Genomic DNA, 25,730 nt, shown 5'->3' on the forward strand with positions numbered 1-25,730 from the left:
CCTGAGGATGTCCAATCACGGCGCTGAAACAACACGAGGAATACCATGAGTGACATTCTTGAAAAAGCGGCAGCTGCACTGAACGAGAAACTGGCAGGCGGTGGCTTTGATGCTTCCGCCAAGTTCGCAATTGCCGATCTGGGCGCAATTGTTCTGGATGGTGACGGCGCGCGCGTCAGCGACGACGAAGCAGATGTAACCCTCAGCGCCGATGCGGACACGTTCGAACAGATCCTCAGCGGCGAGATGAACCCGACCGGCGCATTCATGTCCGGTAAACTCAGCGTGGATGGCGATATGGGAATTGCCATGAAATTAGCCTCGGTGCTGGCCTGATGAGTTTGACGCCGGCCCCTTTTTTCGAAGACGTGGCCGGCGGACCCGCCGGTGGAACAGCGCACTGGGTTCAGACCTCGGACGGCAAGCGTATTCGCGTTGGCCACTGGAGACCTGAAAGCAAACCGACCGGAACTGTGATGATGTTTCCGGGTCGGACGGAATACATTGAAAAATACGGCAATGCGGCGGGCGAATTCGTTGGGCGCGGCTTTGCCTTTCTGGCGATTGACTGGCGGGGTCAGGGGTTGGCGGACAAACTGTTGTCCGACCCGCGCGTGGGACATGTCGATAAATTCACGGACTATCAGCGCGACGTTTCCGCAACGCTGAAACTGGCCGAAGAACTCAATCTGCCCAAACCGTGGTATGTGATCGGGCACTCCATGGGGGGTGCGATCGGTCTACGCGCGGTGATGGAAAACAATTGCTTTGCAGCCTGTGCCTTTACCGGGCCGATGTGGGGCATTTATTTTACCCCAATCATGAAGCCGCTGAGTTGGGTCACGGCCTATTGGGGCCCCAAATTCGGTCTTGGTACCAAAACACCGCCAACGACATCTCTGGAAAGCTATGTTGCCACGCAACCGTTTGACGGGAATGTGCTGACACGCGATCCGGCAATGTATCAGATGATGAAAGACCAATTGGCGGCCCACCCAGAACTTGCACTTGGCGCACCCTCGACACTTTGGCTGCGCGAAGCGCTGAACGAATGCGCATATCTGATGGAGCAGCCTGCCCCGGACGTGGATTGTCTGACTTATTTAGGCAGTCATGAGCAAATCGTGGATCGCCATGCGATTCGGACCCGCATGGCCAACTGGCCCAGAGGACGACTAATCGAAATCCCTGATGGCGAACATGAGGTCCTGATGGAAGCCCCGGAGGTTCGCGGCCCGGTTTTCGAAGCGCTCTCGGGCCTGTTTTCGCAAGAACAGAAAAACTGCGCGCCCGAGCCGGCCTGCACTCGCTGATCCAGGGCCACGGTTTCGTTGGTTTTGAACCCAGTTAGCCTGCGTCGCTGCTTGTGATCCCCTTGGCCTGCACCTAGATGTTGGCAAACGCAGTTTCTTGAGGTGTTCCATGCTCGACCTTCCATTTCCCGTTCGTGATGCCAACGCAGCGGGCGGTTCCGATAATCTGGGCAATCTGCCGGAATGGGACCTGACGGACCTCTACACATCCGAAGAGGCACCGGAACTGGCGCGCGATCTGGAATGGCTGGAAACCGAATGTGCGGCCTTCGCCGCCGACTACGAAGGTAAGCTGGCTGATCTGAGCGCGACCGAGCTGTTGAACTGCGTCCGGCGAAACGAAAAGATCAACACGATCGCGGGTCGCATCATGTCCTTTGCGGGCTTGCGGTATTATCAACTGACCACGGATGCCGACCGCGCCAAATTCCTGTCTGACATGCAGGAACAAATCACCGTTTTCACGACGCCTCTGGTGTTCTTCACGCTGGAAATCAACCGCATCGAAGATGACACTTTGAAAGCGCGCTTCGCTGAAAACACTGATCTTGCACGGTATGAACCCGTGTTCCGCCGCATTCGGGCGATGAAACCATATCAGTTGTCAGATGAGCTGGAAAAATTCCTGCACGATCTGGGCGTCGTTGGCGATGCGTGGGAAAGACTGTTTGATGAAACCATCGCCGGGCTGACCTTTACGGTCGATGGCGAAGAGTTGAACATCGAAGGCACGCTGAACTTTCTGACCGAAAAGAACCGTGACAAACGTGAAGCTGCAGCGCGTGAGCTGGCGCAGGTTTTCCAAAGCAATATCAAGACCTTTGCGCGCGTTCATAATACACAGGCAAAAGAGAAAGAGATCGTTGACCGCTGGCGTAAGATGCCAACGGCACAAACCGGCCGCCACCTGTCCAATGATGTGGAACCGGAAGTGGTCGAAGCGCTGCGCGAGGCGGTGGTTGCCGCTTATCCCAAGCTGAGCCACCGGTATTACGAGCTGAAGCGCAAGTGGCTTGGCCTTGACAAGATGCAGGTCTGGGACCGCAACGCCCCCCTTCCGATGGAGGACACGCGCATCGTGAACTGGGCCGAAGCCGAACAGACGGTCATGGATGCCTACAACGCCTTCGACCCCCGCATGGGCGAAATCGCGGCACCGTTTTTTTCGAAAGGCTGGATTGATGCGGCAGTGAAACCCGGCAAAGCGCCCGGCGCATTTGCGCACCCAACCGTCACCGAAGTGCACCCGTATGTAATGCTCAACTATCTGGGCAAACCGCGTGACGTGATGACGCTGGCGCATGAGCTGGGACACGGCGTGCATCAGGTTCTGGCTGCCGATCAGGGTGAGATGTTGTCCTCTACCCCGTTAACGCTGGCCGAAACGGCGTCGGTCTTTGGTGAGATGCTGACCTTCCGCAAGATGCTGGATCAGGCCGAGACACCGGAACAGCGCAAGGTTCTGCTGGCGGGTAAGGTCGAGGACATGATCAATACGGTCGTCCGACAGATCGCGTTTTACGACTTTGAATGCAAGCTGCATGCCGCACGACGCGAAGGCGAATTGACCCCAGATGACATCAACGCGCTGTGGATGAGCGTTCAGGCAGAAAGCCTTGGCCCGGCGTTCGAATTCATGGACGGGTACGAAACATTCTGGGCTTATATCCCCCACTTCGTGCATTCGCCCTTCTACGTCTACGCCTATGCCTTTGGCGATGGCTTGGTGAATGCGCTGTATTCGGTCTATGCCAGCGGCGCCGAAGATTTCGAGGACAAGTACTTCGACATGCTGAAAGCGGGCGGTTCCAAACACCACAAGGAACTTCTGGCGCCATTCGGGCTTGATGCAAGCGATCCCAAATTCTGGGACAAGGGCCTGAGCATGATTTCCGGCTTCATCGACGAACTGGAGGCGATGGAGGATTGAGCAACCTCAAAGGGCGCTGGGACGCGTTAAAGACGCACCTGCGCCCTGCCCTTGCCCGTATTCGCCGCAACGTTCCCCGAGGGCTGCGCATCGTCGTCGGAATGCTGCTGATTGTCGGCGGGATTTTTGGATTTCTGCCGGTTCTGGGCTTTTGGATGATCCCGCTGGGGATCATGGTTGCGGCGATGGATGTCAATCTGTACCGGCGGTGGCGACGTCGTAGGACCCGTCACTGACCAAGCTATTCCGCTTCCTTGGTATCCGATTTCGTCGCCAGTATTACCGCGCCGACGATCAGCACTGCACCAATAATGGCCAGTAACGTAATGGGTGTACCCAGAAAAATGGCGGAATTCACAAACGTGAACACAACCGACATCGCGAACATCAACGACGCCGAAACGGTCGAGACTTTGGCCGCGGCCTCGTACCAAAGGTAATACGCAATCGCTGTGGGAAACACGCCAAGCAGGACCAGAAACAACAGATCTTTGGCCGTAGGAACAACCGCTCCGAACAGAGATAGCGGTGCGAGAATTACCCCTGCGCAGAGGAAAATCCCAAACAGGAAGTTGAGCCGTTCGGCCGTATTGGTCGACGATTGCATCGCGCGGCTGCTGGAAACCAGAAACACCGCCCAACTGAGCCCAGCCCCGATTTCCATCAAATCTCCAATCACAGGATCACCGCCACCCTCAAAGTCGCGATAGACGGTCAGGAACACCCCGATGATCGCCAAAAGTGTCGCAATCACCTCTTTGCGGCCAACGGTGCCGTCCGCGAAGAAATAGAGGAAGGCCAGAACAAAAAACGGAGCGGTGTTTTCAAGGACCATCGCGCTGGCTGCACCTGTGTGTTCCAAGCCAATGTGAAACAGGATGTAGTTCACGACGGTCGAGATGACCGCCAGCCGAAAATTCCAGTTTCTGAAATCAATCCGGACCTTGGCGTCGAGAACGCGCAATAACCCGTAAATAGCTGCCGCAGCGATGAAAAGTCTTGTCGAAGCGATTTGCAGACCGCCCAGATCACCCGTTAGATACCGAACGATGACGCTGTGCGTTCCCCAAAAAAAAGCCGCAAGAAACCCCAACGCCAATCCGTTGTTCAGAAACGAAACTGAAGGGGCAGGCTTTGCCTTCACAAACAACTCCAATCAATTTTGCAACTTATGTCGCTGCGACCAAAATCGGTTGTCGCGCGCCGCTGTTATTTCAGTTGGCTGTCCTTCGATCCGCGCCGATTGAATCCGGCACGGGGTTTGAAGGTGCTGTCCATTTCCTGCTGACATTCGATGCACAGCTTGACCCCCGGTATCGCGACACGCCGCGCTTCGGGAATTGGTTCGTCGCAATCCGCGCAATGCGTCAGGCTTTCACCCACAGGTCGCTTTTGTGCCTGCATCCGGGCAAGCTCATCATTGATCGATGCCTCGATCTGTTCGCTGACCGCGCCGTCACGTGCCCAACCACCTGCCATGACAAACCCTCTGCAATTCAATGTCCGAACAGATTAGACGACGCTGTTTCCAGTTGGCAAGTTGGCGGGTGGGATGCTTATAACGCCACTGCGCTATCGAAAACCCGGTCGATCATGTCCTGTGTGCCGCGCGAAAACTCCAGCGGACAGGAATAGGCAACACCTTCGCGTATGGATCGACAGAATGCCTCGACCTGAAGCTTATAGTGATCATCGCCCGGGAACCGTGTGACCTGAACCTCCAACCCAGGGCGGTGCAGCTCAACCCTAGCTTCACCGAATACCCGTGCATTGAACGGCGCAGTCAGCCGGATCACGCCGCCCTCACCGTGAAAAACCATCTCTTGATGCGGGTGCATCCTCATCGACACGTAGCTGGAATAGGTAAAGTCCGGAAAGGCGGCTCGTATTTCGGTAAATGCATCGATCCCGTTTTCCCACCGGATTGCGGCCGAGACGGTATCAGGCTCCTGCCCTGTGGCGAAACGGGTCGCGCCGATGACATAAACACCGATATCCCGCAGCCCGCCGCCGCCGGTTTCCGCCTTGTTGCGTATGTTCGTTGTGTCGGTGCTGTTGTCAAAGCTGAACGCACCGGTGACGTGAACCAGTTTGCCTATGGCCCCATCCGCAATCAGCTTGCGGACCAGTTGCCACTGCGGATGATGCACGATCATATAGGCCTCGGCGGCCAGCAGCCCGGTTTCATCCCGTTTTGCGATAAGTTGATCGAACTCCTTGGCCTTCAGCGTCATCGGTTTTTCGCACAGGACATGTTTGCCTGCGTCCATAGCCTTCAGGCTCCATTCAACGTGGAGGTGGTTTGGCAAAGGAATATAAACCGCATCGATATCCGGCGCGGCCAGCATCCGGTCGTAGCTTTCAAAGACCTGCAGGTCCGGGCAAAATTCCTGAAACTGTAGTGCCTTTGAGGCATCTGATGTTGCAAGACCCGCCAATTTTGCCCCGTTGGCACCATTAATGGCCGGTCCCATGAATTGCCGTGCGAACTTTGCAGCACCCAGAATGCCCCAACGAACCGGTTCCTGCATAATCTTCTCCAGACAAAGGTGATAAATGCGAACTGTGCCAAGCATGTTTCGCCCGGAAATGCGCGCGTTTTCAGAAGTGATTCAACCTGTACCAACTAAACGACGCCAAGTCAGGCTTTTCTCTGACGTGAGCCCGCGTAGTCTGAACCCGATATTTGGAGAGGTTCAATATGCGCAGGATTTTGAAGTGGATTTTGGGCTTGGCGGTCTTTGCCCTGATCATTGGGGCTGTCGTCTTTTTCGTCTTTCTACCACCTTACATCGAAGACACCCGCAACAACGTTATCGACCATGACCCCTACCCGGTTTCGGAAGAGGCAGCGGCGCTGCATGAAACCCTGATCGTTGGCGATCTGCACGCTGATCCATTGCTATGGAGCCGCGATCTGACGCAATACGGTGATCGTGGTCAGGTGGATATTCCGCGTCTGCTTGAGGGCAACGTCGCTTTGCAGGTCTTTACGGCTGTTACAAAATCGCCTGCTGGCCAGAACTACGACAACAACTCGGCCGAGGCCTTCGACAATATCACCCTGTTGGCGATCGGGCAGTTATGGCCATTGCGCACCTGGGACAGTTTGCGCGAACGTGCGATCTATCAGGCGCAGAAACTGCACAAGTTCGAGGCAGCTTCGGGCGGGCAATTGAAAATTATCAAATCCAAGGCAGATCTGGACGCGGTGCTTGAGGCGCGCGCCCGTGGCGAAAACGTCGTTGGCGGTATTTTGGGCATCGAAGGCGCGCATCCGCTGGAGGGCAATCTGGCCAATCTGGACCCGATATTTGAGTCAGGGCACAGGGTTTTTGGCCTGCATCATTTCTTTGACAACGAATTGGGTGGGTCGCTGCATGGCTTGGCCAATTCCGGGCTGACGGATTTTGGCCGTCAGGTCGTTGCTGAACTGGAACAACGCCCTGTCGTCGTAGATCTGGCCCATTCCAGTCCGCAGGTTGCCCGCGAAGTGCTGGAAATGACGGATATGCCTCTGATTGTCAGCCATGGCGGTCTGCACGGCCACTGTCCGGTCAAACGGAACTATCCGGATGATCTGATGAAGGATATCGCCGCAACCGGCGGGGTGATCGGAATGGGGTACTGGGCCGATGTCACATGTGGGGATATCACGCCTGCAGGGATCGCGAAAATGATCAAGACCGCCGTAGCCACGGTTGGGGAAGATCACGTTTCACTGGGGTCGGATTACGATGGCTCGGTCGAAACCGCCTTTGACACGTCGGAACTTGCTGCATTGACGTCCGCGTTGATGGATGAAGGTCTGACAGAGGCGCAAATTCGCAAAGTCATGGGTGAAAACATGGTCCGGGTGCTGAGTGAGCGGCTGAATTAGACTGCGGCAGCCCTGAGATAAAAGAAAACCCCACGAGGACATTCCTCGTGGGGTTTTGTTAGGCTCTTGCAGCAGTGTTATGCCGATGCAAGCATTCCCTTCTCACGTGCCAGTTCACGCATTTTCTTTTGCAGCTTTTCAAAGGCGCGCACTTCGATCTGGCGAATACGCTCGCGGCTGACATTGTATTGCGTGCTCAATTCCTCGAGCGTGACGGGCTGATCCATCAGGCGGCGCTGGGTCAGAATGTCCTTTTCACGGTCATTCAGGACGTCCAGTGCTGCAGTCAGCAACTCGCGCCGCGCTTCAAGCTCGTCGCGCGCCTCATAATCGCCTGCCTGATCGGCGTCCTCGTCCTCCAGCCAATCCTGCCACTGCATGGTTCCTTCGCCTTCCGACCCGACGGTCGCGTTCAGCGACGCATCGCCGCCGGACATACGGCGGTTCATGCTGATCACATCATCTTCGGACACGCCGAGATCATTGGCGATCTGGGCAACGTTTTCGGGACGAAGGTCACCCTCTTCCAGCGCGCCAATGCGGGCTTTGGCCTTGCGCAGGTTAAAGAACAGCTTCTTCTGCGCCGAGGTCGTCCCCAGCTTGACCATCGACCACGATCTCAGGACGTATTCCTGAATTGAGGCGCGGATCCACCACATCGCATAGGTCGCCAGACGAAACCCTTTTTCCGGGTCAAACTTTTTGACAGCCTGCATCAGACCTACATTGGCTTCGGAAATCACCTCGGCCTGCGGCAGGCCATAGCCGCGGTACCCCATCGCGATCTTGGCCGCGAGGCGCAAATGCGACGTCACCATTTTGTGCGCAGCTTCAGTATCTTGCTCTTCAACCCAACGCTTGGCCAGCATGTATTCTTCTTCCGGCTCAAGCAGGGGAAATTTGCGAATCTCCTGCATGTAGCGGTTCAATCCACCTTCGGGCGTTGGCGCGGGGAGATTTGCATAATTTGCCATGTATCATGTCCCTTCAGTAAATGTTTACTTCTTTAACATAGGATATGGGTCACCAATCCTGTCTTTCAAGAGGGAGCGGTAACAGTTTGGGATTAAGCTTTGATTAAGGAAAGATAAGAATGCGTTAATCACGCCTTTTTGCGGTTCATTTCACTTCCCGCGCAATCGCGAGATAAGGCCTTGCATGTCATCCGGCAAGGGCGCCTCGAACCGCAGGTTTTCTCCTGTTACTGGATGCTCAAAGCCCAGCACCGTTGCGTGAAGGGCCTGCCGTTCAAATCCACGGACTGCTTGCGCCGCACCCTCATCGATCGCTTTGGCCGGTAACTTGCGTTTGTTTCCGTACACAGGGTCGCCAACCAGACCGTGACCTGCATGGGCCATATGAACGCGGATCTGATGCGTTCGTCCGGTCTCGAGCCAGCATTCGATCATCGCCAGAACACCTGGAGATCCAAAGGTTTCGATAACCCGGGCCCTAGTCACCGCATGGCGGCCGCCATGAAACAGAACGGCCTGCCTTTGTCGGTCCGTCTTGTGCCGCGCCAACTGAGTTGTCAGGCGCAGGATATTGCCGGGTTCAAAACTGACACCCTTGATGCCACGCAGGCGTGGATCGTTTGCATCTGGCACGCCATAACAGATGGCGCGGTAGTAACGTTCAACGCTATGAGCTTCGAACTGAGCTGCCAGCCCCTGATGCGCCGCATCCGACTTGGCGACAACCAAAAGACCGCTTGTGTCCTTGTCGATCCGGTGCACGATGCCGGGGCGCTTTACCCCTCCGACGCCCGACAAGTCCTTCCCGCAATGGTGCAACAAAGCGTTCACCAGAGTGCCACTGGGGGAGCCCGGCGCAGGATGCACAACCATCCCCGCCGGTTTGTTGACCACAATCAGGTCGGTGTCTTCGAACACGACGTCCAGCGGAATATCTTCGGGGCCGATGTGGCTGTCTTCAGCGTCTTCCACATCGATGGTGACCAACGCCCCTTCCGGCACCTTTGCCTTTGGGTCCGTGGTCAGAACGCCATTCACCGAAACCGTGCCGTTTTCGATCAGCCGGGCCAAACGTGTCCGCGACAGGTTCGCCTCGTCTGGCACATCCCGCGAAAGCGCCTTATCAAGGCGTGGCGGCGGCGCAGCCGCAATAACAAACTCTATCCGGCGAGTGCTCATGACTGTCCCTTCCGAACCGCAAGAACCGCAGGAAACGCCACAGCTCAGGCTGCTCAGGCGCATGGTCATGCTGTTGACCGCGGTGATGATTGGCGGCGTTCTAGTCACATTCGCGCTGATTGTCATCCGGCTATCGGACCGAACACCGACGCTGCCGGATCAGGTCGAATTGCCCGATGGCGCAAGGGCACAGGCCGTGACCATCGGAAACAACTGGTACGCGGTCGTGACCGACGATCAGCGTATCCTGATTTTCGACAAGACAACCGGGAAACTCAGGCAGGAAGTTGCAGTCGAATAACGATTTGCAAGCAAATTCCGCTGTAAGAGGAAATTAAGATACAAAGACCGGTGCGCGTCTGGCAATGAACACCCAGCTGGGCAGAATCTGCAAAACGCGGACTTGAAACCAGTGCCCGAAGCAAGGAAAGTTGTCCGAAAATCGCGGATGGGCTTTGCTTCGGCGGAAAACCATCAATCCCGGCGGCAACGTCACGAGGCGGAACAAGATGAGCGGACACAAGGTTGTAATCACGACATTCAAGAACGAAGCCCCCTACATTCTTGAATGGGTCGCGTTCTACAAGGTCCTTGGATTTGACGACATCGTTGTCTTCACAAATGACTGCACCGACGGCACCAACCGAATCCTGACCCGCCTTCAGGAGTTGGGGCAGGTCACGTTTCAGATCAACAAAGTTGGCCCCGGTGGTGTTCACCGGTCAGCTTTGCGTCAGGCACGCAGGTTAGATACGGTCAAAAAGGCCGACTGGGTTTTTGTCTGCGATATTGACGAGTTTCTGAACATCCACGTCGGGAATCACAAAATCGACGACCTGATACAGGCAACGGGCAGCGATGTTGACGCAATCAGCGTCCCCTGGAAGCTGTTTTCGAACAACGGCAAAAGCATTCTGCGCAACACCTTGGTCATCAAACAGTTCACCGATGCTGAGTTGCCACCTGTCTCGGGCGGCGCGACGCGCAGGTTCGTCAAGACGCTGTTCAAACCCAACGAGAAGTTTCAACGGATCGGTTTGCATGGCCCGGTCCTGCGGCCTGAATTCCAGAATGACCTTGTCTGGTCGGTTCCCGGCGGAGCCCGCAAAAGTCACAATCCGATGGGCGGACACGTCCAGCCCCCCTTTGGGTACGACGTCGCCCAGCTTAATCACTATGCGGTCCGGTCGATCGAAGCCTATTTGCTGAAACGCCACCGTGGCCGGGCAAATCACATGTCGCATGTGTTGGGCACAGATTACTGGGATCGCTGGAACCGCGGCGGTGAACAAGACGAAACCATTCATCGGTATTTGCCCGAGGTTGAAGAAAAGCTGGAGGAATACTACGCGGACGCGACGCTGGCCAGGTTGCACAAGAAAGGGTTCAACTGGCACAAATCGATGGTGTCCGAACTTATCCAGCAACCCGAATACGTTGAATTAAAAGGCAAATGTGCAACCCGTAAAACCGAAGAGGCCCCGCCAAAGGAACGGCCCGGCATTGCCCCTCGCGCGGTGATGCCATTGGAACAGGTTCTGCGCCCTCAGGACGGCGATACCCTTCCCGACATCGGATCGCTGTGGATTGGTGAAAGGCTGAGCTTTGTCGAACAGATGTGCCTGCTTTCGTTTGTCAGGCAAGGCCATTCCGTAACACTGTTCACCTATGGCGATGTCGCTAATGTCCCCGAAGACGTCAATGTAGTAGACGCCCGCGAAGTTCACGATCCCAATGAGATCCTGTTGAGCCGGTTCGGGACCCCGGTGGTGCAATCGGATATTTTCCGGCTGAAGCTAATTGAACAGACCGGGATGGTTTGGGCCGATGCCGATGTGTACTGCCTGAACCCGGTCCAGAGAAACTCGGGGCATGTACACGGGTTCGATTCAAAAACCTCTGTCTGCAATGCGCTGTTGGGATTGCCCGCAGACAGTCAGGCGCTGCGGCGCTACCTGAACTATGTCTTGGACCCCTATCCGATTGCTCCGTGGGAGAGCGCCGAGAAACAGGCCGAAGCCCGAACATTGAAGGCTGCCGGTCAGTGGAAACACGCAAGCGATCAGCGGCATGATATCTTTGGCCCACCCGCGCTGACGCATTTTCTGACCTCGACCGGGGAAATCCAGTTTTCCGAAGCTGTCGATGTGTACTACCCGGTAAGCTTCAAACGGCTGGATGATCTGCTCAGATCGTCGAACCCTCGACCCGATTTCCTGACCGAAGATACACGAACGGTCCACCTGTGGGGGCGGAGGTTGCGCTGGCGCCTGCCCCAGTTGGGCATACAGGAAGGGGGCTTCATCCATTCGGCCCTGAGAGACCTTGAGATCAACCCCCAATCCGCCCCATTGGAAAAAGAGCTGCAGACAGCAGAGTGATCGGAGAGTTCAAACAGTATTCAGGACAATGTAAGACCCAGTAACTCGGGTCACCCCCCCTGACTGTCCTGTTGGGCCAGTTGCTCCCTGTAACGCTGGACCAGCTCTTTTTTCCATGTGCTCGATTGTTTCTTCACCATTGACCAGTCTCTGGTCGGGGCTTCGGAGATTCCAAAGTGGTCGAGCATCGGAAAGGGATCTTTGACAACGTCCTCGTAAAAGAACTTCTCGCAGCTAATTGATGCAGCACGTATGAAACGGTTCAGCCGTTGCTCCATCTGGTCAAGTCTTGCGTGTATTTTGCGAATGTTGTCAAAGTCATAAGGGACTTCCTTCCCTTCCCCAAAAGCAGAGCTCCAGACGCCGTTCTTTTTTGCAACATAGTATGACACGGCCTGCGGAACTCTGTCTTTCCTACCAATGCGCGCATATCGGAACTCGCTTATTGTGGCGGGCCAGTAAGGTTCGGCGTTGCGCCAACTTGGTATGTGGCTGGCATGAACGTTCACCCCCAGCACCCCTGTAGGGCCGGTCCTGTGCTTGATGAGTGCCTGAACGTATGCGGCATTGTCTTCTTTATCGACCCCCCATCGTGCCTCCAGCGCAGGGCGGTATTGGTGAGGCTGAAAATACTCGTGAGGAACGCAGACACCGGTTCTGCGGATCAGATCGCTGGCAAAGGTGCTTCCACTTCTTGGCGTACTAAAAATTACCAACAGAGTGCTAGGCTGCGTGACTTCTTGCGAGTCAAACGCTGCATCGCAAAAATCACCTTTGGGAATGTTCATTTTCAGCACCTTCCTCCCATATTTTTTTCGAAATTGAGCCTGAAGCACACTGGCGTGACATCAAAATATGACGCCTCACCTTCAAGTCGAAAAAGTTCGACGGCATCAAAGAAATTTCCGCCTCAGCACCCAAGATTTCCACCATTATCCGCCGACACCCTGCAGCAGTGCCGCGCTTTGAAGCTCTGGGCGGATGTCCCACGCAAAGTCCTGCCCCTGTTGTCTGAGGCTCAACAGTTCGGGATCGCTAAGATCCAGCATATCTCTCATCCGAAACATCAGTGATCGCTTGTTTTTGGGCGTGTGAAGATAGGCATGAAGCGGTTCAGGAAGATGTTGGCGCAGCGCTATTACGTCCGGTCCCACAACAGGCAATCCCATCGTCAGCGCCATTTTGACCGAACCGGACGTCAGCAGCCGATCAAAGGGCGCGACGCAGACGTGGCACGAACCGACAACCCGGACGAATTCATCGTTGGGCAGGAATTGATCGTGAAACGTCACGTTCTCCATCTCGCGAATGCGTTGTGAACCTCGCTTTTCGCTGCGGGTAATCTTGCCTGCAATTTCCAGTTCCCAATCGTTTCTGCGTTTGCCTAGTGCCGCCAACCCGGCCCACAGCAATTGCCCTCCTCTGTTTTCCTGAACCCTGCCTATGTGGACAAAAGCCCTGTTCTTGCGATCCGGCAGGATATCCCTGCGCCTGCGCGTCATCTCTTCGACTTCATAGAAGCCAAAGTAACTAGGGTGAGCCACAACAAGAAACTTTTCAGCAGGTATATCGTAGTTCTCGGCCAGCAGTTGTTTGGCATATGGCGTGTGGACATGCACGACATCCGAGACCGTCATCAACATCCGACGCACCTGATCAATCAAATCCATGTTGCGTGCGGAATTGTGCGGGTAATAATTATGAGCGGTCCAAACGATGCGAACGCCCTTTTCCTTCAGCTTCAAAAGACCGGATTCCACCGATTTCAATCTGTCCGCATGTTGCGGCTCATCTCTGCGGTCACCGAACTGCCGATCCTCCCAGTGAATCCAGAAAATATCACCTTTTTCAGCCGACGGACTTTCGCCCCCATGGAATTTACTCAATGGAAATACACGTTGTTCATAGCCATCGAAGGCACTGTAGATCATCCCCAAATAGGGATTCTGACGGGACCCCGTAGTTATGAAGAGCTTGGGCATATGTGAAATATCAATCCTTAGGTACCTGTGCCCGCCCCGCGGTGTCGGGGCGTCGTATCGCACAACCGGCGTTTCAATCACTCTTTCTGAAGCAAATGGTGCCGTCGATCAAGCAACGGAAAACACAACGTAACGCACCAAATTCCCGGGTGCCAATCGGAGAAGCACATGGCTTCTATTTTGACAAGCAGAGCGTAATGCCGCTAGATCGGCTGGACATGAAAGAGCAGAGACAGGCAATGACAGCAGAAACGGCCAAAGAAAACCGCAAGCAACCAAAAGCATCCGGAAAAACAGCGTCGGCCCAGAAATCGACCAAAAAGCGGCGCCTGTCCAAAGATCAGGTGCGCGAAGTCTTTCTTTCGCGTCTGCCAAAGGGAGGGGTCGCCATTGAAATCGGTGTCTGGCACGGCGACTTTTCAGTGCAGATTCTGAAAGCTCTGGAACCCGAGAAACTGTTTCTCATAGACCCATGGGCAAATGTTACCGACTCCAGCCATTCCGAGGCGTTCGCGGGACGGACCGAAGACACAAAAATGGAGCGGATTTTCAACAAGGTGAAAAAGCGCTTTGGCAAGGAAATTTCGGCTGGTCGGGTCGAACTCATCCGGGAATTCTCGGGAACTGCTCTTGAAGGGTTCGAAGCGGAAAGCATCGATTTTGCGTATGTGGACGGCGACCATTCCTATGAAGGTGTTTGCGCAGATCTGAAGGCCCTTTTCCCCAAGATGAAAACCGGCGGCATCATGGCATTCGACGACTATCATCGCCGCGGCTGGTGGGGCGATGGTGTCATTCGGGCGATCAACGAGTTTTTGGGGCAATATCCGGACCGGATGCGGATCAGAACCGTTGCAGGTGCTCAGATCGCAATCGAAAAAATCGAACCGCTGGATGAGGTGACGGCCTAGGCACGCCGCACAGGCGGCCGGGTGCACTGACTACATCAATCGGCAGATAATCATTGGATTTTCCTTGCGACTTATCGTGACAACCATGAAAGACGAAGGCCCGTTCCTTCTGGAATGGGTGGCCTATCATCTTTCAATCGGTTTTGACCACTTTATCATTTGTACCAACGATTGTTCCGACGGCACCGATCAGATCGCTGAACGGTTGCAGGAACTGGGACTGGTTTCACATATCAAAAACCCGGGACCGTGGGAAAAAGGCCCTCAGAGTGGGGCCTATGACAAAGCGATGGCCCATCCAAATCTGGCTGAAGCCGAATGGATATTCGTCTGTGATGCTGACGAATTTCTGAATATCAAAGTTGGCGACGGAACTCTTGATGCTTTGTTCCAAGCTGTACCCGAAGCCAATATGTTCTCATTCAACTGGCAACTGTTTGGGCACGGCGGAGTGGTGGATTTCAATGATCAATTCGTCACCGAGCAATTCACCCGTTCGGCGCACCCCTATCAACAATGGCCAGCAACATGCCGTGCGTTCAAAACCCTGTACCGCGGAGACGTCCCGTTTTCTCAGCTGTCTACGCACCGACCCAAGAAGCTCGACAAAGGGCAGTTCAAGAAACTGAAATGGGTTGATGGCGATGGCGACGACATGACCAAACCGTTTGCCTACCTCGGCTGGAATGGTGACAACGTCGGGGTTGGATTTGGAAATGATCTTGCAAGGATCAACCATTATGCAGTGCGGTCCTTACAGTCTTTCCTGATGAAACGTATACGCGGAGACGTGAATACAACCACGTTTCACAAAAAGATGGAGGCGTCCGGTGCCGAGTATTGGCGGCTTCACTGCTGGAACAACGTCGAAGACCTGTCAATTCAGCGCTTTTCGGGACGTGTCAGAACCAAATTTAATGAACTGATAAGCGATCCCGAACTGAAAGAGCTGCACGCCACGGCATTCCAGTATCATAAGACAAAAATAGACGAAGTCATTCAGACCGATGCGGCGCAGGCCTTTTTGGACAGGTATTCCGACTATGAAACCCCCGAAACCTGGCTGATTGGAGAAGATAGTGTCATTTGTCCAACGCTGAAGTACGTGCGCCAGAAAAACAGTCGCAAGGTTTTTAATCTGGAGTCGTATAGCCACCAGCTTTTGGCCATGCGGCAGGCACACGTTCATCATTATCGGAAACACAATCGCCTGCCGTGGTTTGCTAATCTTGACTCGTTGGGGGTGAATTTCTCGGCACACGGCCAGTCACCCGATGAAGCCCCGGAGAATTTGCTGCCGATCAGTCAAAGCGATCTGAAATACATTCCCACCACAGGCTTTCAAGACCCCCCAAAGCGCCGGCAAATGCGCAAACGTGCAATACAATCAATTGGAAAGCGGAATAAAACCTGGGCACTACTGAACGCGCAAAACCCTCAGATTGCCAAAGAGATACTTGAACTGAAAAAACCTGAAAAGCTGTATGTAGTCTCGCCGTGGGGTTACAAATCCACGCATCACTCCATTGCCGTCAATCGCCGCAATCCCGATGCGAGCCTGATCGCCGAGGATGTTGCTTTTCTGGAATACGTGGCGCTTTTTTCCAACGAAATTGAAAGCGGGCAGCTGTCGCTTATTCGGGGGATACCACGGAATGTAATGAAGGTGTTTCCAAAGCACAGTCTGGATGTCGCTTTCCTTTCAGGAGCCATGGCCGATCCGGCAACTGAGGCGGCGTTCAGAAAGGTTTTGACGCGGGTATCACCCGGTGGGAACCTGATATTGGACAGTTACCATCGCCGGGGTTCGCATGGTGACGCAAACCTTCGCAATCTGCATAGAATTCTGGGGGAATACCCCACGGCCCTTCGGTTTCAATCGATTGAAGGCGCTCATTGCGTACTGAACGTCCTGTCAGAGGAACCATAGAACCGGCGCCATTCGAGTGCGGCGACCGGCAACCAAGGTTGTCGCTATCATTTTCTGGTGGATGAAGCTTTATGGTACCGCCTCCCTGGCTTGAACAGGGGACCTCTGGATCCACAATCCAGCGCTCTAACCAACTGAGCTAAGGCGGCACTCGTGAGGGGCGATTTACCGAACACATACGCGGAATGCAAGAGGATTAAAGCTGAATTCTCCAGCTTTGTTCGACCAGATCGACACCAAAGGAATGCACAGGTTTGCTGTCGATTAGTTCCCATCCGGTGGACCGATACAGACCACAGGCGGCCCTGTGGCTTTCATGGGTCCACAGAACCATTTCGAGATATCCCGTTTTCCGCGCAAAGCTCATGCAGGTTGCCAACAGGCGTTTGCCAAGCCCCTGCCCCCGAGCTTCGGGAACAAGAAGAAAAAGCCGCAATTTGGCTGTCTGCTCATCTTGGGACACGCAAAAAATGCTGCCCAATCTCTGACCTGAACTTTCGGCAATCCACCCCCGTTCCCGCTGAGGATCGTGGTTGGAACTGAAATCATTCAGGATTTCGGCAACCAATGTTGCGAAGGTGCCATCAAACCCTTCGTCACGGGCGTAAAGCTGACCATGACGTTCAACCAACCAAGGTGCGTCATCCGAGCAAAATTCTCTGATTACGATGTCATCCATGGCCGCCGCAAAGTCCGCTTGATTCTCAATCCGTTGCAGGCTAGCACAAATGCTCATTCCCGGAGGCCGACATGAGCATCAATACCGAGCGCGACATCGAAGCGAATCTTCAGATCGGTCCGACCGATCGGGGCATGGTGCGCTTGTTCATCGAGGCGGACGGCCTTGAGATTCCAATGGATTTCACCCCCGAAGAAGCCGAGGAAATCGCAGAGGAAATTCGCGCTGCTGCTCAAGCGGCCCGAAGCGTCAAGGGCTGACGCTCACAGCCTGGGGTCGCGAAGCGTGTTCAATCGCCTGGCGGCATCCATTGCAAATTTCTGAATCATCTTTTTTCTGCGCGCCGGCGCTACCTTGGCCTCAGGCGCCATCCGAATGATTTCGGCATCATAGGCATCGGCAATGATCAGTCCGGTTTCCGCTGGCAGGATGTCTGTGGGGAAGTCAGTGCCAACCGCCCAGAAGAATCGGTCACACCACTCCAGATACCCTTGCCATTTTGCGTCGGATTGAAAATCGGCCAGGCTGGATTTGCATTCGACAACCCAAAGCTCACCCTTTGGTCCAAGGCCCATAACATCCACGCGCAAGCCGCGCATCGGAACAAATTCCTCAATCGAAACAAAGCCATGGCCGATCAAATGGCGCGATACACCACGCGCAAGCTTTTGTCCGGGTTGCAAGTCCAACATCATACCCCAAGAGTGAACAATTCATGAACAAAATGCAAGCAAATACAATCTTGACATGATACCATATGGTATCCCATTAATATGATACCGTTTGGTATCGTATGTGAGGTGACAATGAACACTCAGAATGCGTTTCGTGCATTGGCTGATCCAACCCGGCGAGAAATCGTTCAGTTACTGGCATCAGAAGACATGACCATTTCACAGCTGACCGACCGCTTCGACATGACACGGGCGGCCGTCAAAAAGCACCTGATAGTTTTATCTGACGGCGGCCTGATCACAGTTGAGCCGCGCGGGCGCGAACGTATCAACCGCCTGAATCCCGCCGGAATGAAACCCGTGATCGACTGGTTCAACTATTTCGACGAGTTCTGGGATGATCGCCTTGCCAGACTAAAGGAAGCCATTGAAAGGATTGAAGAATGACCCCCACCGTTTTGCAAAAGACCATTTTCCTGCGCGCAACGCCTGAAACTGTCTGGACCTATCTGACAGACCCCGACCGGCTGGCCGAGTGGTTCCACAAGCCCGAGCGCCCATTGACCGAAGGCAACAAGCTGGAGATGTTCGGGACAACCAGCGGTGATCTGTTGATCTGGGGTGAAGTCCGCGCCGCCAACCCGCCGAATTACCTGGAATACACGTTCACGGTTAAGCCGATGGGTGATGTGGTCAGCGTCGTCAAATGGACGCTTGAACCTGTTTCCGGCGGCACCAGACTTGCCCTACATCACGAAGGTCTACCGCAATCGGCGGACGCTTTTGGTCTGATCCTGTCGCTGGACAAGGGCTGGGACGAGCATTTTGGCAAGTTGCGCACGGCCTTGCACGAAACTGTGGCTGCATGACCCCTTGTGCAATGCGCATTCGCGCCCTACTTAGGCGCGTGGCGGGTTCTGCCCTTCTTGTGACTGGTAGCATTCTGGTGGCCTTAAGCAATTCCGAGGGGGCTGGCTCTGTTCAGATCCTGGTCTGATTACCTGGCGCCCACCTGTACATACAGGTCCTCGGGAATCACACCGCACGGTTGACTGGTGGTCCCGCCACATTTTTCCTCGAATTCTTATTACTTCGCCGATGGTGCGTCCTGACGGATCACGGCAGGTTCAAAGCTGTGCACTACGGGCGAACCACGACGCGGGCCGCCCGGCTTTTCGGCCATGCTCATGATCGCATAGGCAAATTGGACCCCGGCGAAAACGATGCCGTTCATGAACCAGATCATAAGCAGCGCAATCAGGCCAATGTCCGATCCGGTGATCAAACTGCGTAAGTTGGCCACGTTCAGCGCCAGCAGCACCCCGACAAAGATTGCAGAGATCACAAATCCCCAAACAACTTGCGTGATGTAAAGGCGGATCAGTTTGGGCATGACAAAGCTCCTTGTCTGATACCAGGATGATAGCGCATGGTCGGGCAGAGTAAATCGCTACCCACCGGGTGCGACACTATTATCGGAGTTTCAATGAATGCCCTCAGCCTGTTCACGCTCGATCTTCTCGAAGAGCTTTCCTTGCGTCACGACGACCAGGAGCGTTGGGAGTTCACGTTAGACCGGCTGGCCGAGATCGGTTTCAATGCCCTGAACATGCTTTGCTTTACGCCCGAGACAGGAGCGATCCATTGGGTGCGCAGTTCAATGTCCAAAGGCTGGCTCAATCGTTACGACAGCGAAGGTTATGCAGAAGCGGACCCCATGCTGGCGCAGGTTCAGAACGGGAAGGAAAGCCTTTATGTACAGGCCGCAAGCCTGAGATCGGCAGATGGCCATTCGGACAAGGCGCTGGCCTTGAATCACGACCTTGAAAAGGCCGGGTATATTCACCTCTATTCTCTGGTGGTGCCCTGCCCTGACAATGAGGCCAAGCTGGTGGTGCTGTCTTCGGATCAACAGGACGCCCAGCTTATGATGACAGAGCGGCAGCGAGAAATGCGCGTTCTGGCCACTGTGCTGGCCACAAATCTGGGCTCAGATATCCCCAGCAATCATGGGCGGGTCTATGACATTATCAGCATCGCTCCGACCATACCGGACATGACGCCACGCGAATTGCAGGTCATGAACCTGCTGGCGCTTGGTCACCGGAATGACAGGATTGCAGAATTGTTGGGTCTGTCCGAGGTCACGGTACGCACGCATCTGAAAAACGCGCGCGATAAACTTCGCGCCCCGACCCGTGAATCCGCACTTGTCCGTGCGATGCAACTGGGGCTGATCGATCCTCAGCACTATCGGAATCGATAGCTGGCAGCCAAGCGGCATTCCGGTAGAGTCTTGGTGTCTTTGGATAAAACTGTGAGTGGTGAACGCCGAAGGCTTGTTTAAACAAACGTATTAAAAAAGTTCAGGCGCAGCTCTCTTCCGTGGCTGCGCCTTATTCATTTAGTCTGATGTACTAGATCAGAACGCTTCGGGCTTGGCCTCACGTGCCATGTGATCCAGCACGGCGTTCACGAATTTCGGCTCTTTGCCTTCAGGAAAAAAGGCGCGCGCCACGTCGACGAATTCGGTGATGACCACCTTGGGTGGCGTGTCGTCCTGTGTCAGTTCAGCCCCAGCGGCCCGGAAGGTCGCGCGCAAAGTAGGGTCAATGCGGGCAATCGGCCATTTCGCTACCAAAGCGCGGTCGGTCATCTGGTCAATCGGCGCCTGATAATTCACGGCGTCCTCGACCAGTTTGCGGAACACGGGGATATCGCCGTCCAGCATTTCCTCACCTTCGTAGACAGCGCCGAAACGGTGGTCCAGAAACTCATTCACAACCTGTTCGGTCGTCTGGCCCGACTGCTCCATCTGGAACAGCGCCTGCACGGCATAGAGCCGGGCGGCGGACTTCATCAAGCGTTTCTGGTTGGCCGGCTTCGGCGCGTCTGTCTGGGTCATGCTGTCGTGGATCCGTTGCTGTCGCCCGCCACAAGGATGGACTCGGACGGCGGCTTGAAGCCAACGCCCTTTTTGGAAGAGCCCCACTTACGGCTGAGCGCGATCAGATGCAAGGCCGCAGCGGCGGCCCCACCGCCTTTATTCATCTTTTCGGGATTTGCGCGAACTTCGGCCTGATCGTCATTTTCCACGGTCAGGATGCCATTGCCGATGCACAGCCCCTGCAGACCCATCAACTGTATGGCACGGCTGGAGTCATTGCAGACGGTTTCATAATGCGTGGTCTCGCCGCGAATGACACAGCCCAGCGCGACGTAGCCGTCGAAGTTGCATTGGCGGTCGGCCATAGCGATGGCGGTAGGAATTTCCAGCGCGCCGGGCACTTCGACGACCTCACAGGTACCGCCTGCCCCTTCGATTTCGGCCTTGGCACCGGCGACCAAATTGTCGGCGATGGCCCGATAGAATGGGGCTACCACGATCAGCAGCTTGACCGGTTCGTCGAATGTCGGCGTCGGCAGCACGCCGTGTTTGTCTTGTTCAGCCACGATCAGTCATCCTTGAGAATGGAACGGGTTCCGACGATGGACAGGCCAAACGCGTCGAGCCCAAGATATACGGTTTCCGGCGAGTCGGTCAGCAGCACCAGTTCCTGAATGCCCATCTTGGACAGGATCTGCGCGCCCAGACCGGTTTGTTTGATGGTGCGCGGACCTTCGTCCTCGGCTGCGTAGAGAGAGTTGTGGGGCTGGCGGAACAGGCAGACCACACCGCGCCCCTCCTCGGCAATCTTCTCCATCGCGCGCGGCAGTTCCTTCGGGGATTTCGGCCCCAATCCCAGAATGTCCGGTGCCTCGTGCAATGCATGGGTGCGGGTCAGAACCGGCTCAGCAGTGGTAATGTCACCCTTGATCATGACCACATGCTCAATGCCGTGGGTCTGGTCGGTGAACAGGCGCATCTCCCACTCGCCACCATATTCCGAAGTGACGGTTTCGCGAGAAGTCTCGACAACCAGATTGTCGTTGCGCGATCGGTACGTGATCAGATCGCTGATGGTGCCGATCTTCATGTCGTGCTCTTGCGCAAACGCCACCAGATCGGGAAGGCGCGCCATTGTTCCATCGGGCTTCATGATTTCGCAGATCACGCCGGAAGGGTTTAAACCCGCCAAACGTGAGATATCGACTGCAGCCTCGGTATGGCCGGCCCGCACCAGCACCCCGCCCCGCTTAGCGCGCAGAGGGAAGACATGGCCGGGGGTGGCGATATGCGCCATCGTGTTCTGTTCGTTGATCGCCGTCGCCACGGTCAGCGCACGGTCGGCAGCCGAGATGCCGGTGGAAACACCTTCCCGCGCCTCTATGGACACAGTGAATGCAGTTTCATGGCGTGAAGAGTTGTTGACGGCCATCATCGGCAGGCCCAGCGCGTCTACCCGTTCGGCTGTCATCGGCAGGCAGATCAGCCCGCGCCCGTGGGTGGCCATAAAGTTGATCGCATCGGCATCCGCGAATTCGGCCGCAATGACCAGATCGCCTTCGTTCTCGCGATCCTCATGATCGACAAGAATGTACATCCGGCCTTTGCGCGCCTCTTCGATGATCTCTTCGATCGGGCTTATCGCGTCACGCAGTTGGGCCTCGACGGGTCCGGGGGTTTCAAAGCTCATGGGGCAGCCTTTCGCAGAGCATCTCCTGCATGGCGGGATAGACCACCCGGGGCGCAAAGACCAGAGCGCAAACGGCACTGTCGGGGCTGGACGCGGCGTTGTCAGGGCGGATAGCGTGCGCGGAGAAACCAAGGAGAACGCCAATGCGCCTGTCCCGCATGATTACTGCCGTCGAAGCGCATGCAGAAGGAGAGCCGGGGCGCGTCATCACCGGCGGCCTGCCACATATCCCCGGACATTCGGTCTTTGAAAAGATGCAGTGGATGCAGTCAAATCTGGACGACGTCCGGCTGATGATGCTGCGTGAACCGCGCGGCAATCCGGGGCTGTGCTGCAACGCGCTGGTTCCGCCAAGCCATCCAGATGCGGATGCTGGGTTTATCATCATGGAGCAGACGGAATATCCGCCGATGTCGGGTTCGAACACGATCTGCGTTGTCACCGTGCTGCTGGAAACCGGTATCCTGCCAATGGTCGAGCCTGTCACGGAACTGACGCTCGAAGCACCTGCCGGGCTGATCAGTGTGCGCGCCGAGTGCCGCGATGGCAAGGTCACCCGTGTCGAGTTCCGCAATGTGCCGGCTTTTGCGATGCATCTGGACGCGCATATCGAAGTTGCCGGCCTTGGAACCGTTACCGTCGATGTTGCGTGGGGCGGGATGTTCTTTGTTCTGGCCGAAGCCGAACCCCTTGGAATTTCTCTGGATGCAGAGAACGGGTCAGAGATCGTCCGTACCTCGGAAGCGATCCGTCACGCCACGGCCGAACAGTTGCCCGTGCAGCACCCGGAGAACTCAGACATTTCAGGGCCGACGATCACGAACCTGTGGGGACCTCCGATAGACGCAGGTACGCATGGCCGAGGCGCAATCACCATTTCCACCGGCAACTTCGACCCCGAAAAACCCCACGACGCATCCGGAATCCTCGACCGTTCGCCTTGCGGCACGGGCACTTGCGCCAAAATGGCGGTTCTGCATGCACGCGGGCTATTGCAAGTTGGGCAGGATTACGTGAATGCCGGCCCCCTTGGGACGACCTTTACTGGCCGCATCGTCGAAACCACGACTGTTGGCCCCTACCCCGCCATTGTTCCGACACTGTCCGGGCAAGGCTGGATACACGGAACCGCAAATTGGTCACTTGATCCGAGCGATCCGTTCCCATCCGGATATACGGTTGGCGATATGTGGTGATGAGAGCGGCCTAACTCGATAAACGTCAGGACATCTCGGCCAGGCGTGCGACGTAGCGGGCCAGAGTATCGATTTCCAGATTGATCCGATCGCCTACGGCAACGTCCCCCCAGGTGGTCACCTCTTTGGTGTGGGGGATGAAGTTGATGCCGAACTTGCACCCTTCGACGTCGTTTACCGTCAACGAAGTGCCATTCAGGGCTACCGACCCTTTCGGAGCTATGAACCGGGCCAGATGCTGTGGTGCGCTGAGGGTTACGCGCGTGCTGTCGCCTTCATCGGTCACGTCCACAACTTCGGCAACACCATCGACATGCCCCGACACGATATGGCCGCCGAGTTCATCACCAACCTTGAGCGCCCGTTCAAGATTGACTCGTTTGCCGACATTCCAGCTGCCCAGATTGGTTTTTGAAACCGTCTCGGCGCTGATCTCCACGTCATACCAATCGTCACCCAGCGCGATAACGGTCAGGCACACCCCATCACTGGCGATGGATGCACCCAGATCAATGCCCGCAGTGTCATATCTGGTTTTGATACGTGCGCGTAAATCACCGCGCTGCTCCAGTTCAGTGACGGTGCCGATGTCGGTAACGATCCCAGTAAACATTCCGTAACCCTCTGAAGTCTAGCATTGAAGCCGAGGTAATGCCCCAAGACGGATCGGGCAAGCCCTGGCTTGCCTGCAGGCGCGTTAAGAGGCATAAATTTTGTCAGAACAAAAGATATGAGGACGCGCAGTGACGACAAGCAAGCCCCCCAAAGGCCATGCAAAGCGTGTCTTTCTGTTTTTGCAGGGGCCACATGGCCCTTTCTTTTCCGCGCTGGCCCGTGTCCTGCGCGCCTCAGGCGCAGATATCTGGCGGATTGGGTTCAACGCCGGGGATCAGGCGTTTTGGTTTCACCGCCACGGTTTCATTCCCTATCGCGGAACACCCGATAAGTGGCCCAAAACGTTTGAACAAAAGATCGACGAGCTTGGTGTGACCGACATCGTTCTTTACGGCGATACACGCCCTGTGCACTCACAGGCCGTGAAGGTCGCCAAGGCGCGAGGCGTGACCGTCCACGTTTTTGAAGAAGGGTATCTTCGCCCGTGGTGGGTCACTTACGAACGCGGGGGATCTAACGGAAATTCGTTGGTCATGAATATGAGCGTATCCAAAATGCAGGATGCGCTGGAATATTCTGACGCTGAGTCGCCACCACCACCCTCGCATTGGGGAGATATGCGGCAGCACGTCTTTTATGGCGCGGCCTATCATTGGTTCGTCCTTTTCTTGAATCAACGTTATCGTAATTTCCGGCCCCATCGCGAACTGCCGGTTTCTCAGGAATTTCGATTGTACTTCAAACGGCTGCTTCGTATGCCCATCCACCGGCTTGAGAGGTTCTGGGCAACGGCGAGGGCGCGCAAGGGAGGGTTTCCCTATCACCTTGTGCTTCTGCAACTTGGACATGACAGCTCGGTTCAGAATCACTCTGGCTATTCCTGCTTGACCGAGTTTCTGGAAGAGGTCATCGAAGGGTTCGCCAAGGGCGCGCCAAAACACCACCGGCTGGTGGTCAAGGAACACCCACTGGAAAACCATAGGGTTCCTTTGCAGCGGCGAGTTCGGCAACTGGCCCACAGTTTCGGTGTTCAGGATCGGGTCCATTACATACCAGGTGGGAAACTGGCCAAACTGCTGGACGATGCGAGAACGGCCGTGACCATCAACTCAACCGCTGGTCAACAGGTTCTGTGGCGGGGCATTCCACTGAAGGTTTTCGGGCGATCGGTTTATGCCAAGCCCGAATTCGTGTCTGAGCAACCGGTCGAGACCTTTTTTTCCACCCCCACGCCACCGGACCGGACAGCATATCGGGCATATAGGCAGTTCCTGTTGGAAACCAGTCAGATACCCGGTGGTTTTTATTCACGCAGGGGTCGGCGGCAACTATTGCGTCGGGTAACGGACATGATGTTGCGCCGCGACGACCCATATCACGTGCTTCTGGCGGATTACGAGGCCGCAACGCCACAGTTGAGATTGGTTAAGTAAAACAACCTGTCTCTTGCTGGATGTTCAAACCGGAAACAGATAGATTGCGCGCAAATCTGACAGAAACAAAAAAAGA

The 25,730-nt window shown here is 55.5% G+C and carries 30 protein-coding genes and 1 tRNA gene; 16 read left to right on the plus strand and 15 right to left on the minus strand.

What is annotated here, in order from left to right; all coding sequences use genetic code 11:
• Window positions 1–45: 45 nt before the first annotated feature.
• From ACR0NA_RS05200 to ACR0NA_RS05215, 4 genes are all read left to right on the plus strand, one after another.
• Window positions 46–336 carry an SCP2 sterol-binding domain-containing protein gene (locus tag ACR0NA_RS05200; protein ID WP_170650446.1) on the plus strand — a complete coding sequence of 97 codons (291 nt, stop codon included), beginning with the start codon at window positions 46–48 and terminating at the stop codon, window positions 334–336.
• Complete coding sequence (locus ACR0NA_RS05205) at window positions 336–1,313, plus strand: alpha/beta hydrolase (RefSeq protein ID WP_480726687.1); 978 nt, start codon at window positions 336–338, stop codon at window positions 1,311–1,313. The genes ACR0NA_RS05200 and ACR0NA_RS05205 overlap by 1 nt, the downstream gene beginning before the upstream one ends.
• A 109-nt stretch (window positions 1,314–1,422) precedes the next feature.
• Window positions 1,423–3,243 (plus strand): M3 family oligoendopeptidase, encoded by a 1,821-nt coding sequence (locus ACR0NA_RS05210; RefSeq protein WP_480726688.1) that lies wholly within the window; start codon window positions 1,423–1,425, stop codon window positions 3,241–3,243.
• Window positions 3,240–3,479, plus strand: coding sequence for a hypothetical protein (locus ACR0NA_RS05215; RefSeq protein WP_480726691.1), 240 nt, complete (start codon window positions 3,240–3,242; stop codon window positions 3,477–3,479). Before ACR0NA_RS05210 ends, ACR0NA_RS05215 begins: the two co-directional genes overlap by 4 nt.
• A 5-nt stretch (window positions 3,480–3,484) precedes the next feature.
• Here the strand turns inward: ACR0NA_RS05215 and ACR0NA_RS05220 are convergent, their stop codons facing one another.
• The 3 genes from ACR0NA_RS05220 to ACR0NA_RS05230 all read right to left on the minus strand — a co-directional run bounded on the left by ACR0NA_RS05220 (window position 3,485) and on the right by ACR0NA_RS05230 (window position 5,774).
• The gene (locus tag ACR0NA_RS05220) at window positions 3,485–4,387 is read right to left on the minus strand and encodes a DMT family transporter (RefSeq protein WP_480726693.1); all 903 of its coding nucleotides are present in this window, start codon (window positions 4,385–4,387) and stop codon (window positions 3,485–3,487) included.
• 65 nt (window positions 4,388–4,452) lie between these two features.
• A complete protein-coding gene (locus ACR0NA_RS05225; protein ID WP_480726695.1) occupies window positions 4,453–4,722 on the minus strand; it encodes a DksA/TraR family C4-type zinc finger protein in 270 nt (89 codons plus the stop codon).
• Window positions 4,723–4,799: 77 nt separating this feature from the next.
• The gene (locus tag ACR0NA_RS05230) at window positions 4,800–5,774 is read right to left on the minus strand and encodes a Gfo/Idh/MocA family protein (protein WP_480726697.1); all 975 of its coding nucleotides are present in this window, start codon (window positions 5,772–5,774) and stop codon (window positions 4,800–4,802) included.
• A 170-nt stretch (window positions 5,775–5,944) separates the two neighbouring features.
• Here ACR0NA_RS05230 and ACR0NA_RS05235 point away from each other — a divergent pair, with 170 nt between their 5' ends.
• Window positions 5,945–7,123 (plus strand): dipeptidase, encoded by a 1,179-nt coding sequence (locus ACR0NA_RS05235; RefSeq protein WP_480726699.1) that lies wholly within the window; start codon window positions 5,945–5,947, stop codon window positions 7,121–7,123.
• Between the two features lie 77 nt (window positions 7,124–7,200).
• On the opposite strand, the gene rpoH is transcribed toward ACR0NA_RS05235, so the two are convergent.
• The gene (rpoH, locus tag ACR0NA_RS05240; protein WP_170650463.1) at window positions 7,201–8,097 is read right to left on the minus strand and encodes an RNA polymerase sigma factor RpoH; all 897 of its coding nucleotides are present in this window, start codon (window positions 8,095–8,097) and stop codon (window positions 7,201–7,203) included.
• Window positions 8,098–8,247: 150 nt separating this feature from the next.
• Window positions 8,248–9,276, minus strand: coding sequence for an RluA family pseudouridine synthase (locus ACR0NA_RS05245; protein ID WP_480726702.1), 1,029 nt, complete (start codon window positions 9,274–9,276; stop codon window positions 8,248–8,250).
• On the opposite strand from ACR0NA_RS05245, the gene ACR0NA_RS05250 reads away from it, so the two are divergent.
• Window positions 9,275–9,577 (plus strand): DUF6476 family protein, encoded by a 303-nt coding sequence (locus tag ACR0NA_RS05250; protein ID WP_480449116.1) that lies wholly within the window; start codon window positions 9,275–9,277, stop codon window positions 9,575–9,577. The genes ACR0NA_RS05245 and ACR0NA_RS05250 overlap by 2 nt on opposite strands.
• Window positions 9,578–9,785: 208 nt before the next feature.
• Complete coding sequence (locus ACR0NA_RS05255) at window positions 9,786–11,657, plus strand: glycosyltransferase family 2 protein (RefSeq protein ID WP_480726705.1); 1,872 nt, start codon at window positions 9,786–9,788, stop codon at window positions 11,655–11,657.
• A 50-nt stretch (window positions 11,658–11,707) separates the two neighbouring features.
• On the opposite strand, the gene ACR0NA_RS05260 is transcribed toward ACR0NA_RS05255, so the two are convergent.
• Both ACR0NA_RS05260 and ACR0NA_RS05265 read right to left on the minus strand, forming a co-directional pair.
• The gene (locus tag ACR0NA_RS05260) at window positions 11,708–12,445 is read right to left on the minus strand and encodes a Stf0 family sulfotransferase (protein ID WP_480726707.1); all 738 of its coding nucleotides are present in this window, start codon (window positions 12,443–12,445) and stop codon (window positions 11,708–11,710) included.
• Window positions 12,446–12,589: 144 nt separating this feature from the next.
• Window positions 12,590–13,327 (minus strand): glycosyltransferase, encoded by a 738-nt coding sequence (locus ACR0NA_RS05265; protein WP_480726709.1) that lies wholly within the window; start codon window positions 13,325–13,327, stop codon window positions 12,590–12,592.
• Window positions 13,328–13,357: 30 nt separating this feature from the next.
• On the opposite strand from ACR0NA_RS05265, the gene ACR0NA_RS05270 reads away from it, so the two are divergent.
• From ACR0NA_RS05270 to ACR0NA_RS05280, 3 genes are all read left to right on the plus strand, one after another.
• Window positions 13,358–13,645 carry a hypothetical protein gene (locus ACR0NA_RS05270; RefSeq protein WP_480726711.1) on the plus strand — a complete coding sequence of 96 codons (288 nt, stop codon included), beginning with the start codon at window positions 13,358–13,360 and terminating at the stop codon, window positions 13,643–13,645.
• 212 nt (window positions 13,646–13,857) lie between these two features.
• The gene (locus ACR0NA_RS05275; RefSeq protein WP_480726975.1) at window positions 13,858–14,550 is read left to right on the plus strand and encodes a class I SAM-dependent methyltransferase; all 693 of its coding nucleotides are present in this window, start codon (window positions 13,858–13,860) and stop codon (window positions 14,548–14,550) included.
• 85 nt (window positions 14,551–14,635) lie between these two features.
• Window positions 14,636–16,480, plus strand: coding sequence for a glycosyltransferase family 2 protein (locus ACR0NA_RS05280; protein WP_480726977.1), 1,845 nt, complete (start codon window positions 14,636–14,638; stop codon window positions 16,478–16,480).
• 72 nt (window positions 16,481–16,552) lie between these two features.
• Here the strand turns inward: ACR0NA_RS05280 and ACR0NA_RS05285 are convergent.
• Both ACR0NA_RS05285 and ACR0NA_RS05290 read right to left on the minus strand, forming a co-directional pair.
• Window positions 16,553–16,629 (minus strand) — tRNA-His (locus ACR0NA_RS05285).
• Window positions 16,630–16,676: 47 nt separating this feature from the next.
• Window positions 16,677–17,159: a GNAT family N-acetyltransferase gene (locus ACR0NA_RS05290; protein ID WP_480726713.1), complete on the minus strand. Its 483-nt coding sequence runs from the start codon at window positions 17,157–17,159 to the stop codon at window positions 16,677–16,679.
• Between the two features lie 71 nt (window positions 17,160–17,230).
• Between ACR0NA_RS05290 and ACR0NA_RS05295 the strand changes: the two genes are divergently transcribed.
• A complete protein-coding gene (locus ACR0NA_RS05295; protein ID WP_170650479.1) occupies window positions 17,231–17,419 on the plus strand; it encodes a DUF6324 family protein in 189 nt (62 codons plus the stop codon).
• 3 nt (window positions 17,420–17,422) lie between these two features.
• On the opposite strand, the gene ACR0NA_RS05300 is transcribed toward ACR0NA_RS05295, so the two are convergent.
• Complete coding sequence (locus ACR0NA_RS05300) at window positions 17,423–17,854, minus strand: MmcB family DNA repair protein (protein WP_480449110.1); 432 nt, start codon at window positions 17,852–17,854, stop codon at window positions 17,423–17,425.
• 111 nt (window positions 17,855–17,965) lie between these two features.
• Here ACR0NA_RS05300 and ACR0NA_RS05305 point away from each other — a divergent pair, with 111 nt between their 5' ends.
• A complete protein-coding gene (locus tag ACR0NA_RS05305; protein WP_480726717.1) occupies window positions 17,966–18,280 on the plus strand; it encodes an ArsR/SmtB family transcription factor in 315 nt (104 codons plus the stop codon).
• Window positions 18,277–18,702 (plus strand): SRPBCC family protein, encoded by a 426-nt coding sequence (locus ACR0NA_RS05310; protein ID WP_480726721.1) that lies wholly within the window; start codon window positions 18,277–18,279, stop codon window positions 18,700–18,702. The genes ACR0NA_RS05305 and ACR0NA_RS05310 overlap by 4 nt, the downstream gene beginning before the upstream one ends.
• A 218-nt stretch (window positions 18,703–18,920) precedes the next feature.
• Here the strand turns inward: ACR0NA_RS05310 and ACR0NA_RS05315 are convergent, their stop codons facing one another.
• Complete coding sequence (locus ACR0NA_RS05315) at window positions 18,921–19,226, minus strand: hypothetical protein (protein ID WP_170650487.1); 306 nt, start codon at window positions 19,224–19,226, stop codon at window positions 18,921–18,923.
• Window positions 19,227–19,319: 93 nt separating this feature from the next.
• Between ACR0NA_RS05315 and ACR0NA_RS05320 the strand changes: the two genes are divergently transcribed.
• Window positions 19,320–20,099, plus strand: a complete 780-nt coding sequence (locus tag ACR0NA_RS05320) for a helix-turn-helix transcriptional regulator (protein WP_480726723.1) — start codon at window positions 19,320–19,322, stop codon at window positions 20,097–20,099.
• 156 nt (window positions 20,100–20,255) lie between these two features.
• On the opposite strand, the gene nusB is transcribed toward ACR0NA_RS05320, so the two are convergent.
• From nusB to ribB, 3 genes are read right to left on the minus strand one after another with little or no spacing between them, the layout of a single operon-like run.
• Window positions 20,256–20,738, minus strand: coding sequence for a transcription antitermination factor NusB (gene nusB, locus ACR0NA_RS05325; RefSeq protein ID WP_480726725.1), 483 nt, complete (start codon window positions 20,736–20,738; stop codon window positions 20,256–20,258).
• Entirely contained in the window at window positions 20,735–21,286 is a 552-nt protein-coding gene (locus ACR0NA_RS05330; protein ID WP_170650493.1) for a 6,7-dimethyl-8-ribityllumazine synthase, read from the minus strand. The genes nusB and ACR0NA_RS05330 overlap by 4 nt, the downstream gene beginning before the upstream one ends.
• A gap of 2 nt (window positions 21,287–21,288) precedes the next feature.
• Window positions 21,289–22,410 (minus strand): 3,4-dihydroxy-2-butanone-4-phosphate synthase, encoded by a 1,122-nt coding sequence (gene ribB / locus ACR0NA_RS05335; RefSeq protein WP_480726727.1) that lies wholly within the window; start codon window positions 22,408–22,410, stop codon window positions 21,289–21,291.
• Between the two features lie 143 nt (window positions 22,411–22,553).
• On the opposite strand from ribB, the gene ACR0NA_RS05340 reads away from it, so the two are divergent.
• Window positions 22,554–23,606 carry a proline racemase family protein gene (locus ACR0NA_RS05340; protein WP_480726729.1) on the plus strand — a complete coding sequence of 351 codons (1,053 nt, stop codon included), beginning with the start codon at window positions 22,554–22,556 and terminating at the stop codon, window positions 23,604–23,606.
• Window positions 23,607–23,631: 25 nt separating this feature from the next.
• Here ACR0NA_RS05340 and ACR0NA_RS05345 read toward each other — a convergent pair whose 3' ends face one another.
• Complete coding sequence (locus ACR0NA_RS05345) at window positions 23,632–24,219, minus strand: riboflavin synthase (protein WP_480726731.1); 588 nt, start codon at window positions 24,217–24,219, stop codon at window positions 23,632–23,634.
• A gap of 130 nt (window positions 24,220–24,349) precedes the next feature.
• Here ACR0NA_RS05345 and ACR0NA_RS05350 point away from each other — a divergent pair, with 130 nt between their 5' ends.
• Window positions 24,350–25,654, plus strand: coding sequence for a capsule biosynthesis protein (locus ACR0NA_RS05350; protein ID WP_480726733.1), 1,305 nt, complete (start codon window positions 24,350–24,352; stop codon window positions 25,652–25,654).
• The last annotated feature ends 76 nt before the right edge of the window (window positions 25,655–25,730 follow it).

Source organism: Ruegeria sp. C11 (assembly GCF_056537725.1).

Bases quoted from the DNA above. Each gene is read 5' to 3' on its own strand.
- ACR0NA_RS05200 (WP_170650446.1), top strand. From the start codon at position 46: ATGAGTGACATTCTTGAAAAAGCGGCAGCTGCACTGAACGAGAAACTG.
- ACR0NA_RS05205 (WP_480726687.1), top strand. From the start codon at position 336: ATGAGTTTGACGCCGGCCCCTTTTTTCGAAGACGTGGCCGGCGGACCC.
- ACR0NA_RS05210 (WP_480726688.1), top strand. From the start codon at position 1,423: ATGCTCGACCTTCCATTTCCCGTTCGTGATGCCAACGCAGCGGGCGGT.
- ACR0NA_RS05225 (WP_480726695.1), bottom strand. From the start codon at position 4,722: ATGGCAGGTGGTTGGGCACGTGACGGCGCGGTCAGCGAACAGATCGAG.
- ACR0NA_RS05230 (WP_480726697.1), bottom strand. From the start codon at position 5,774: ATGCAGGAACCGGTTCGTTGGGGCATTCTGGGTGCTGCAAAGTTCGCA.
- ACR0NA_RS05235 (WP_480726699.1), top strand. From the start codon at position 5,945: ATGCGCAGGATTTTGAAGTGGATTTTGGGCTTGGCGGTCTTTGCCCTG.
- rpoH (WP_170650463.1), bottom strand. From the start codon at position 8,097: ATGGCAAATTATGCAAATCTCCCCGCGCCAACGCCCGAAGGTGGATTG.
- ACR0NA_RS05250 (WP_480449116.1), top strand. From the start codon at position 9,275: ATGACTGTCCCTTCCGAACCGCAAGAACCGCAGGAAACGCCACAGCTC.
- ACR0NA_RS05245 (WP_480726702.1), bottom strand. From the start codon at position 9,276: ATGAGCACTCGCCGGATAGAGTTTGTTATTGCGGCTGCGCCGCCGCCA.
- ACR0NA_RS05255 (WP_480726705.1), top strand. From the start codon at position 9,786: ATGAGCGGACACAAGGTTGTAATCACGACATTCAAGAACGAAGCCCCC.
- ACR0NA_RS05260 (WP_480726707.1), bottom strand. From the start codon at position 12,445: ATGAACATTCCCAAAGGTGATTTTTGCGATGCAGCGTTTGACTCGCAA.
- ACR0NA_RS05265 (WP_480726709.1), bottom strand. From the start codon at position 13,327: ATGGATTTGATTGATCAGGTGCGTCGGATGTTGATGACGGTCTCGGAT.
- ACR0NA_RS05270 (WP_480726711.1), top strand. From the start codon at position 13,358: ATGAGCGGTCCAAACGATGCGAACGCCCTTTTCCTTCAGCTTCAAAAG.
- ACR0NA_RS05275 (WP_480726975.1), top strand. From the start codon at position 13,858: ATGAAAGAGCAGAGACAGGCAATGACAGCAGAAACGGCCAAAGAAAAC.
- ACR0NA_RS05280 (WP_480726977.1), top strand. From the start codon at position 14,636: ATGAAAGACGAAGGCCCGTTCCTTCTGGAATGGGTGGCCTATCATCTT.
- ACR0NA_RS05290 (WP_480726713.1), bottom strand. From the start codon at position 17,159: ATGGATGACATCGTAATCAGAGAATTTTGCTCGGATGACGCACCTTGG.
- ACR0NA_RS05295 (WP_170650479.1), top strand. From the start codon at position 17,231: ATGAGCATCAATACCGAGCGCGACATCGAAGCGAATCTTCAGATCGGT.
- ACR0NA_RS05300 (WP_480449110.1), bottom strand. From the start codon at position 17,854: ATGATGTTGGACTTGCAACCCGGACAAAAGCTTGCGCGTGGTGTATCG.
- ACR0NA_RS05305 (WP_480726717.1), top strand. From the start codon at position 17,966: ATGAACACTCAGAATGCGTTTCGTGCATTGGCTGATCCAACCCGGCGA.
- ACR0NA_RS05310 (WP_480726721.1), top strand. From the start codon at position 18,277: ATGACCCCCACCGTTTTGCAAAAGACCATTTTCCTGCGCGCAACGCCT.
- ACR0NA_RS05315 (WP_170650487.1), bottom strand. From the start codon at position 19,226: ATGCCCAAACTGATCCGCCTTTACATCACGCAAGTTGTTTGGGGATTT.
- ACR0NA_RS05320 (WP_480726723.1), top strand. From the start codon at position 19,320: ATGAATGCCCTCAGCCTGTTCACGCTCGATCTTCTCGAAGAGCTTTCC.
- nusB (WP_480726725.1), bottom strand. From the start codon at position 20,738: ATGACCCAGACAGACGCGCCGAAGCCGGCCAACCAGAAACGCTTGATG.
- ribB (WP_480726727.1), bottom strand. From the start codon at position 22,410: ATGAGCTTTGAAACCCCCGGACCCGTCGAGGCCCAACTGCGTGACGCG.
- ACR0NA_RS05340 (WP_480726729.1), top strand. From the start codon at position 22,554: ATGCGCCTGTCCCGCATGATTACTGCCGTCGAAGCGCATGCAGAAGGA.
- ACR0NA_RS05345 (WP_480726731.1), bottom strand. From the start codon at position 24,219: ATGTTTACTGGGATCGTTACCGACATCGGCACCGTCACTGAACTGGAG.